Source organism: Cupriavidus phytohabitans, from assembly GCF_000426345.1.
Classification (GTDB): Bacteria; Pseudomonadota; Gammaproteobacteria; order Burkholderiales; family Burkholderiaceae; genus Cupriavidus.
In genome coordinates this window covers 1-9,002 of sequence record NZ_AUFE01000121.1, presented here as the reverse complement: position 1 = coordinate 9,002, position 9,002 = coordinate 1, and the positions used below count along the sequence as shown (strand labels likewise).

Below are 9,002 nucleotides of genomic sequence, written 5' to 3'. Positions count from 1 at the left end.
CGAGCATGAATGCGATCAGTGTCGGCAGAGTGAGCTTGCGCTGACGGGTGAAAGCGGCGGGACGTTCGGGATGGCGAGCAAGATCGTGAAAGACCTTGGTGTGCAAATATTCGGTAAGCGAAGCGAACAAATCGGACAGGGGCATGAGAGCCAAGCGAAGATCGAAGAACGATCCTCTATTGGCCGCCGCCCTGCTTGCGCTAAACAGCCAGCGCAAGCAGGGCGGCGGCCCCTCGAACCTCGTCATCTGTCAAGGGTTCGCGGGGGGAATTGCGATTTTATTGGCGGCTTAACTTGGATGGATTGCCCGCTTATCCCCCAGACGGCCAAGTTCAACCGCGTCTTGCCAACCCGTCTCGTAATCCAAATCGACGACGGTTATCCCCGCCGTCTCTAGTAGCTTTAGCGCCTGCCCCTTGGTCCCAGCTCGAACTATCCCCATCTTCTCCTCCAACGCCATAAGGGCTTGTGGCGATGCGCGCACCACGCTCATCAGCCCCTTATGTTGCGTTGCAATATTGTAATCGGGAATCCGTTGGGCACCACAACTTGTGGCGTGCCCCGTGCTGAGACCGCGACATCGTTGGCGCAAGAAGCAAGCGACGCTGCCCGCGTAGCTACCGACTGTTGGTGGCTGTGGATCCACGCCCGCCAAAGCTCCCACCTCCAACTATTCCAGCCTACTGCATCACGGTTGCAGAGGGGGTCCCGTCGACCGAGCGCGGAAAAATCGCAGGGAAGGAGAGCAATCAACAGAAGCGAAGGCGGCTTCTTCCGTTGGGGCCCGGCGCTCCGTTTGCGCTCAGATTGAGTTCATCGAATGCGTCGTACGGCGTCGAGCATGGAATGCCCCTGGCTTGTCAGTCGCGGGTGGACATTGCCACTGCTATGCCCATGTTCCATCGTCACCAGCTTATGTTCCAACAAGGCATCCAGTTGCTCGGGGTCAAGGTCGTGAATCTCTGCCGCATCACCGAGCAGCAGCAGGGCGGCGATTTCGTGCGGACTTAGCATGTCGGCCTCCTTTGTCGGGTCAAAATGGAAATGCGACTGCTGACCCGTGGACTGCGCCACGGAGAAAAATGAGAACCGCTATGGATGTATCGGTGCGAAAGGCGCTGGGCGCGCACACCGAACGCTCACAGTAAGCCCTTTGATCGCAGGAGGCAAGCGATCGCTATGCTGCGGAGCAGCGGAATGAGCGAGATGCCAGTTTGTGATAGCAGGGCCAATCAGGCGATCAACCTCCTCCGCCTGAGAGTTGTTCCGCTTGCTCGTCACTTGCCGGATGGCGCCTGCAGCGCAGCGGATTACTCGTCCGTCGGTGCTGTTTTTGACTCACAGGGTGCCGATCGACTCCATGGCTCTTACGCCACTGATCTCTCATTTGTTTTCAGGACTGAAGCGTACCCATTTCTGCGAAGCCCTTCCCAGCTTCTGGAAGACTGTGCGCCCAAACAACATCGGTCTCGATGTCGCCCAGTTCGATCTTAAATGTCGCCAAATCCCCTTCAGACGGTGATCGAGTTTCAAATCCGTCCTGGCGCAAGCCTAGACATGCTTTCACACTTTCTCTGCCGGTCCAGCTGTTGGTCAAACGGCGCCTTACATTGTTACCGTATATTGCGCTGAATTTCCAATGATGAGGAAATTGGCTATAAACTATGTATCAGAATCCCTCCACAGGAAAGGAAAACAGCAAATGGCAACTTACAAAGAACTGATGGCACAGAAGGCAGCCCTGGAAGCTCACCTGGAAGAAGTCCGTGCCAATGAGGTCGCTTCGGTCATTGAGCAGATTCAGAACCTGATGGCGGAATATGGGCTGACCGTCGAGGACATTACGAAGCGCCGTCGCGGCCGTCCGGCAGGCAGTGGCACCGTCAAGGCGAAATCGGCGCTGCCGCCGAAATACCAAGATCCGAAGACCGGCAAGACGTGGTCCGGCCGTGGTCGTACACCGGCCTGGCTTGGCAAGAACCCCAACAAGTTCCTGATTGCAGAAGAGGCGTAAATCAGGCCTCGCACGAGCGAAAGCCTAGCGTCCAACCCCTGCAAGCAGGGGTTTTCTTTTTCTGCCCAATTTCCATGTCGTTGGAAGCGATTCACGCCGACATCATGCTCGCCCGGCCATACCTGGTTCCCCGCGAACGCACAGAGCGAGGGGTAAGGAATGGCTATTCTTATTGGTTGCGACTTCCGCCAAGCAAGGAACTGAGAGTCATCCGATTGTCGCAACCGTCTGCACACAGCTATGAGCTTGTGCGTTCAGCCAGCGAGCGCAGAACGCGCAAGCAGGTACGAGAGCGCTTCACCGGATCCGTGACAGAGCTGTTAGCCATCATTGACGAAGAGATCGGCATTATCCGGAAGGAACAGCTTTTGGTACCCAGAATGGGACGATAGGGTTGCAGTGAACTGAGGCTAGACTGGCGTACAGGGGCTGGCTGACTTCGGCTGTCGAGGCTTCCCCAAAAGCCGAACCGCTGCGCGCCGCACGTTTGTTTGGGTCGACGGATCTCGCCAATTGCGTAACCGGCGAAAGCTTAGAATCTGCGCTGCCGTGCCTCCATGGACTGAATGTAGTCGACGAAATCAGGCCAACGTCCCTAAGCGCGTATGCCTATCGGCAAGCGCGCCCTCACCGCCAACCAGGCGAAGAGTGGCCGCGACCCAGCACAAAAAATGGGCTCTCAACCTGGTAAGAAGAGAGCCCACAGAACGTCCACGAAGAAATCGGGTAACCATGTGAGTTGCCCATCGATAGTATCCGTCCAAGCGTGCTCCGCACGCAATCGCCCGCGCGCGGCCTCTCAGAAAAAAGAGCCCACAGGCCAGAGGGCACCGCGGGCGGTAGCAGGGGTCGGTCTTTCAGGTGCGGCAGCATCCGGCTGGCGATGCTCTCGTAATAGCGCACCAGTTCCACCTTTGTGATGCCTTCGGACTTGTCGATGACACGTTCCGGCTTGGTGACCTTGATGGCGGCCATGCCGTGGGGTGTCACCGCGGTCTGCACCGCCTCGCGCCGGTGTAGCGCAACTCGCCGTCAGCGTAGACGCCCAGATAGAGTCTGCCGATCTCGGTGCGGGAGCCTTCACGGTCGGAGAAGCCCCCGATGAGGAACCCCTGGCGTAGCTTGCACTTCGCCTTCAGCCAGCTCGGGGGTGCGCGCCGACACATAAGGGGAGTCTGCCCGCTTGAACATCGGGCCTTCCAGACCGAGCTGGCAGGCGGCCTGAAACATTTGTGCGGGCGGCGCGTCGAAGGCTTCGCTGAAGCGCACGCGCTCCGTGCGGTCCGCAACCAGCGCGGCCAGCTTCGCCCGTCTCTGCACCAGTGGCAGGCTGCGCAGATCACGTCCTTCCCAGTAGGGCAGGTCGAACGCAAAGTAGACGATGGCCTCATTGCGCTGGCCGTGCATGGCGTTCTGCAGGGCATTGAAATCCGGCATGCCGTCGCGCAGCACGACGATCTCGCCGTCCAGCCAGCCTTCCGAGATGTCGATCCAGCCGCTGCCAGCGGGTAGCGTTGGCGACAGCGTGGCCAGCTGGGGTCCAAGCTTGGCCGGCAGTGGGGCGCGCGGCGCGCGCTTGACGGCGGTGGGGGGGCCTCATCGAGGACCGCGGCAGATTCCTTGGCGCCATCCTCCGCATTCAGCGTGCCCAACGGCTTGGCGATGACACTGTCCGGCAGCGCAGTCAGCACATCGTATTCCGACAAGGGGCGTGCCCACGCGTCACGCTTCTTGAACAGTATCCACTGCTCGGACTTGTCGCCCGGCTTGGCGATGCGCACCAGCTCCCAGCGGCCGGCGAGCTTTCGGCCGTGGAGATCGAAGAGAAGTTTGCTGGCGGCCATGCCCTCGCGGGGGTCGCCAACGGGCACCCAGGTGCCGCGATCCCATACGATCACCGATCCGGCGCCGTATTGCTTGGGCGGTATGTCGCCCTCGAAGCCGGCATAGTCGAGCGGATGGTCCTCGACATGGACGGCAATGCGCTTTTCCGCGGGATCGTAGCTGGGGCCTTTCGGCACCGCCCAGCTGAGCAGCACCCCATCGAGTTCCAGCCGGAAGTCGTAGTGCAGTCGTCGTGCCCAATGCTTCTGGATAACGAAGCTCAGGCGTGCTGGCTTCTTGCGACGCTGTCGCCCTGCGGCCGGTTCAGGGGTGACGCTGAAGTCGCGTTTTTGTTCATAGCGCTCGAGCGCCGGCGACGGCGCCGTCCCGCGGCGCTTGGTCCTTGCCCTCACTTGGGTCGTTGCCATCGCATGATGCCTTTCCGTCTTCCTGCTCCACCGGCGAGTGGCACGGCCCAACTTCTGTGGTGATTATCCTGAGCGCGAAGGACTGAAAGACAATACCGGTGCGGCCTTTTCCCGATCGGCTATCCCTTGATGTCGCGCGGATCGTTGCCGAACGAATTGCGCTCCCGAATCTGCCCATCGCGGCCGTGGATAAACAACTCGACCTGCTTCTGCTGGGCACGCTCCCTGCCTGCCGCAATCGCTTCGTCCTGGGTGTCGAATGTCTCGCGGGCGTGGCCGCCCTCGGTCTCAACGGCCCAGCGGTCGTCGGCCGGGACCACGTGAATGTCTTGTCCGGGCATGGCTGTCTCCTGAAGTGATGGAGCCAGTCTGTGCCTGGCAACTAGCCGTCGCTATCAGGCGCTGTCCGACAAAGAAGCCCTCAGCTGATCGGCCAAGGGCTCCAAATTTCGACAGGGCAGTTCGCAGACCTGTCGCTTGCCATCGTCACATGACCCACGCATGGCCACATCCCCTCATTCGAGGATGTCTGGAAAGCGCATCAACCGGCTAGCGTTTCGAAATGCGAGGCGAATGTGGAGATGGATATTCATATCTCTCAAGGGCGTCGCAACAGAAGGATTTCAAAGTGAAGCAAGCAACGCCCATCGATCCGACCTAGTATGAAAGCGGTCCGCTTCCGAAACGCTAGGGGGAACGGACATGGATGTCTTCCAGATGCAGCGGCAGCACTTGGCAGATGCCCGCAGTAGCGTGATGGAAGGAAGGGAACGAGTGCGACAGCAAATAGAGACAATCCGCAGATTACGCACTGACGGTCGGGACACGTCTCAGGCGTTGCAGTTGCTCGTAGCGCTACGCGATGCGGTCAGTCTCGGGCGTCAGCGGAAGGCCTTAATTGAGACCGCGCTGCGCGACGAGGCAATGTATTGCCGTTGGCCGCGCCAGGATCATTAATCCTGGCGTGCGGAAAACCTTTTCCCTCACCTCCGGAGCGCGTAAGCTCAGCGGGATGTTGCGCCAATCCCGCTAACACCGCTGCCTAGGCCACCTGCCCAATCGTTGTTGGCTTTGGCGATCTCACTATCGCTTTGCAGCAGACTCAGTATGTTGAGTGATTCCGACTTCCGTGAACGCGTGAGGAGAAACCTCATAGATACCGTCCCCATGCAGGTTCGACGCGCCTGGAGCGAAGCAGAACTTACAACTTGGTGGGCCACGATCTCAGCCCAGGATAGCGACCTGGGGGCTTACCGTCCAAGCGGCGGCTCCCCGCCCGTCGAGCGCGTCATAGAAGTTTGCGAGGATTTGTTGGGGCCACATGCGAAGAACACTTAGCATACAGCAGCAGCGACCCGGTCCGGTAGAATCCTGACTTCTCAACTTGCGCTGCAAAGATCATCAATGCGCGTTGGCCGCCCGATTCCCGCTCCTCCCCAGCCCGTCTGCGACGACTGCGGCGCCAAGGCGAAACTGGCACGCGCCGGCGATGAAACGTATCCCTATCTCGAAGACCACGGTCCTGTGTGGATTTGCGCCGCGTGCCAGGCCTGGATCGGCGTGCGGGCACGCAGCAAGCACAACACGCCCCTCGGTCGACTGGCCAACGCGGCGTTGCGCGAGCGCAAAAGTCAGCTGCACGACATGCTCGAGCCTTTGGTCGCGGCAAAGATGCGGCGCGACGAGGTCAATGCTTTCGAGGCGCGCGGCAAGGCGATGAAATGGCTCATTGCATCGCTTGGCATGGATGTCGCGACCCCGAGCATTCACGCCTTGTCGCTGGAACAGTGCGAGCAGGCGATTCGATACGTTGAGGAATTTCAGGCTTCCCGCCGACCGGATCGGCCCGCTTGAACCTAAGGCCAGTTTAGCGCGGTCAAAGCGGTTGATTTGCAAGGACCCGCGGCTAGCAAAAGTCCTGGCTCTTCGTGTCGAGCTGGCGCAGCGTCCACGATAAGTCACGACGCGTTGCGTGCGGGTGGGGAACTCAGAAAAGAACCTCCCGGTACCGGGGGATCCCGGGAGGCCGTAAAGGCGAGGCAAAAAAAGCCGCCTCGCGCATTCCATGCTGGATGATGTTCCATGGGCTTAGCATCCGCTTTAGTGTTTAAACCGTGGTTCTATGAAGTGTGTTTCAACGACGAAGCCGGTGATTCATCAGCCCAAACCGCGTCAATGACGTTGACATGGCAAAACTCCCTCAGCAGCGCTGCCGTGGTGCGGTGAGTCGTCAAGGATCGTAGGTCAGCAAAAGTTCCGGCTCCGCGTGTCGAGCTGGCCCAGCATCCATGACAAGTCCACGACGCGTTGCGCGATCAGGTGGCGTACCTCGCCCTCGCACTGCCATTGCCCATAGACGCCGATCAACGACGCGCCCAGGATTTCCTTGCGGAAGCGCTCCAGCACGGTCGGCCAGATGATCACGTTGACGACCCCGGTCTCATCCTCCAGCGTCATGAAGACGACGCCATTCGAAGTACCCGGCCGCTGGCGCACCGTCACGATGCCAGCGCCGCGCGCGACCTGACGGCTTTGGTAAGTGGCCAGGGTCGATGCCGGCACGAAGCGCCGCGCGGCTAGCATCGGGCGGAGGAGGGCGAGTGGGTGGCGGCGCAGCGTCAGGCCCATGGCGCGGTAGTCGCTGACAATCTCCTCGCCTTCCGTGGGCGCCGACAGGATGGGCGCATCCTCTGGGAGATCTGCCGGGCGCAGCAGATCCTTGTCGGGCACGGCGGCGGCAGCCTGCCACAGCGCCTGGCGGCGGCCACCGGTGAGCGAGTGCAGCGCATTGGCCGCGGCTAGCACCTGCACGTCATGCCGGTCCAGGCCCGCGCGCGTGGCCAGGTCTCGCACCGATGCGAACGGGCGAATCGCCCGCGCTTCCTCGATGCGTTGCGCGGCTTCGTTGCGCATGCCGCGCAGCAGCGACAAGCCGAGCCTGACTCCGGGGCGGGCGTCGACAGCCTGGCTTTCCAGCGATGAGTCCCAGCCGCTGATGGTGACGTCGGCGGGCAGTACGTCCACGCCGTGCCGTTTGGCATCCTGGATCAGCTGCGAGGGCGTATAGAAGCCCATTGGCTGGCTGTTGAGCATCGCGCAGAGGAAGGCTTGCGGCTCATGGCACTTGAGCCAGGCACTGGCATAGACCAGCAGCGCAAAGCTGGCTGCGTGGCTTTCGGGGAAGCCATATTCGCCGAAGCCCTGGATCTGTCGGAAGATCCCTTCCGCGAACTCGCGGTCATAGCCGCGCTCGAGCATGCCGGAGACAATGCGCTCGTAGTACTTGTCCAGGCCCCCTTTGCGTTTCCACGCGGCCATGGCGCGGCGCAGCTGGTCGGCCTCGCCAGCGGTGAAGCCTGCCGCCAGCATCGCCACCTGCATCACCTGTTCCTGGAAGATCGGCACGCCGAGCGTGCGCGATAGGGCCTGCTTCATGGCCTCGCTGGGATAGGTTACCGGCTCGAAGCCTTGCCGCCGTCGCAGGTAAGGGTGAACCATGCCGCCTTGCACCGGCCCGGGGCGCACGATCGCCACCTCGATCACCAGGTCATAGAAGGTGCGCGGCCGCAGGCGCGGCAGCATCGACATCTGGGCCCTGGACTCGATCTGGAAGACCCCAACCGTGTCCGCCTTGCAGATCATCTCGTAGGTGTCCGGGTCTTCGGCGGGAATGTCCTGCAACGCAAAGGCCTCGCCACGCTGCTGCGCCACCAGGTCCAGCGCGCGGCGCACCGCGGACAGCATGCCCAGCGCCAGCACATCCACCTTGAGCAAACCCAGGGCATCGAGGTCATCCTTGTCCCACTGAATCACGCTGCGGTCCGCCATGGCGGCGTTCTCGATCGGCACCAGGCGGGACAGCTTGCCGCGGGACAGCACAAAGCCGCCGGTATGCTGCGACAGGTGACGCGGGAAGCCGAGCAGGGCCACGGCCATGCTGGCCCATCGTTGGGACAGCTGCGCGTCCGGGTCCACGCCGCTTTCGTTGAAGCGCTTGAGCAAATCGCCCTTGCTATCGAACCAGTGGTGGGACTTCGCCACCATGTCGACGATCGCCGGATCGATGCCGAGTGCCTTGCCGGTGTCGCGCAGCGCGCTGCGTGGCCGATAGGTGAACACGGCGGCGGTCAGCGCGGCGCGCTCGCGCCCGTATTTGCGGTACAGGTACTGAATCACCTCCTCGCGCCGCTGGTGCTCGAAATCGACATCGATGTCGGGGGGCTCGCCGCGCTCCTTGGAAATGAAGCGCTCGAACAGCAGGTTGCCCCGCGCCGGGTCGACCTCGGTGATGCCCAGGCAGTAGCAGACTGCCGAGTTGGCCGCCGAGCCCCGGCCCTGGCACAGAATGCCTTGAGAGCGGGCAAAGGTGACGATGTCGTAAACGGTCAGGAAGTAAAACTCATACGACATCTCGCGGATCAGGGCGAGTTCGTGCTCGATCTGCTGCTGCACGGCGAGGGGGATGCCGTGCGGAAAGCGGCGGTGGGCACCAACAAAGGTCTCCGAGCGCAGTTATTCCGCCGGCGTGACGCCGTCCGGCACCAGTTCGTCGGGATATTCGTAGCGCAGTTCGTCCAGCGAGAATTGGCATAGATTGGCGATGTGTACCGATTCGGTCAGGTAGCGGTGGGGATAGATGTTGGCCAGGCGCAGCCGCGAGCGCAGGTGCTGCTCGGCGTTGGGGGCGAGGTGGTAGCCGCAGGCCGACACCGGGCGCCCGATCCGGACCGCGGTCA

Annotated in this window: 5 protein-coding genes and 3 pseudogenes; 3 read left to right on the top strand and 5 right to left on the bottom strand. The window is 61.6% G+C overall.

The features are described 5' to 3' along the window. Window positions 1-143 precede the first annotated feature (143 nt). The gene (locus tag K309_RS42195; protein ID WP_156914528.1) at window positions 144-293 is read left to right on the top strand and encodes a hypothetical protein; all 150 of its coding nucleotides are present in this window, start codon (window positions 144-146) and stop codon (window positions 291-293) included. A gap of 8 nt (window positions 294-301) precedes the next feature. Here the strand turns inward: K309_RS42195 and K309_RS43465 are convergent. Together K309_RS43465 and K309_RS40925 are read right to left on the bottom strand one after the other, a co-directional pair. Next, a pseudogene (locus K309_RS43465) lies at window positions 302-442 on the bottom strand (PHA-granule associated protein 4); the annotation flags it as partial. 371 nt (window positions 443-813) lie between these two features. Beyond that, window positions 814-1,014, bottom strand: coding sequence for a hypothetical protein (locus K309_RS40925; protein ID WP_084402662.1), 201 nt, complete (start codon window positions 1,012-1,014; stop codon window positions 814-816). A 688-nt stretch (window positions 1,015-1,702) separates the two neighbouring features. Between K309_RS40925 and K309_RS0132595 the strand changes: the two genes are divergently transcribed. Then, entirely contained in the window at window positions 1,703-2,014 is a 312-nt protein-coding gene (locus K309_RS0132595; protein ID WP_029050182.1) for an H-NS histone family protein, read from the top strand. 816 nt (window positions 2,015-2,830) lie between these two features. Here K309_RS0132595 and K309_RS38360 read toward each other — a convergent pair. Beyond that, window positions 2,831-4,266: pseudogene (locus K309_RS38360) on the bottom strand (DNA polymerase ligase N-terminal domain-containing protein); the annotation flags it as partial. A 119-nt stretch (window positions 4,267-4,385) separates the two neighbouring features. Beyond that, window positions 4,386-4,607 carry a DUF2188 domain-containing protein gene (locus K309_RS0132575; protein WP_029050178.1) on the bottom strand — a complete coding sequence of 74 codons (222 nt, stop codon included), beginning with the start codon at window positions 4,605-4,607 and terminating at the stop codon, window positions 4,386-4,388. Window positions 4,608-5,670: 1,063 nt separating this feature from the next. Here K309_RS0132575 and K309_RS0132565 point away from each other — a divergent pair. Further along, complete coding sequence (locus tag K309_RS0132565) at window positions 5,671-6,120, top strand: zinc-finger-containing protein (RefSeq protein WP_029050176.1); 450 nt, start codon at window positions 5,671-5,673, stop codon at window positions 6,118-6,120. 390 nt (window positions 6,121-6,510) lie between these two features. Here K309_RS0132565 and K309_RS38355 read toward each other — a convergent pair. Continuing rightward, window positions 6,511-9,002: pseudogene (locus K309_RS38355) on the bottom strand (error-prone DNA polymerase); the annotation flags it as partial.

What these genes read in the sequence shown, in the direction of transcription:
- K309_RS0132575 (WP_029050178.1), bottom strand. Translation starts at nt 4,607, where the DNA reads ATGCCCGGACAAGACATTCACGTGGTCCCGGCCGACGACCGCTGGGCC.
- K309_RS0132565 (WP_029050176.1), top strand. Translation starts at nt 5,671, where the DNA reads ATGCGCGTTGGCCGCCCGATTCCCGCTCCTCCCCAGCCCGTCTGCGAC.
- K309_RS42195 (WP_156914528.1), top strand. Translation starts at nt 144, where the DNA reads ATGAGAGCCAAGCGAAGATCGAAGAACGATCCTCTATTGGCCGCCGCC.
- K309_RS40925 (WP_084402662.1), bottom strand. Translation starts at nt 1,014, where the DNA reads ATGCTAAGTCCGCACGAAATCGCCGCCCTGCTGCTGCTCGGTGATGCG.
- K309_RS0132595 (WP_029050182.1), top strand. Translation starts at nt 1,703, where the DNA reads ATGGCAACTTACAAAGAACTGATGGCACAGAAGGCAGCCCTGGAAGCT.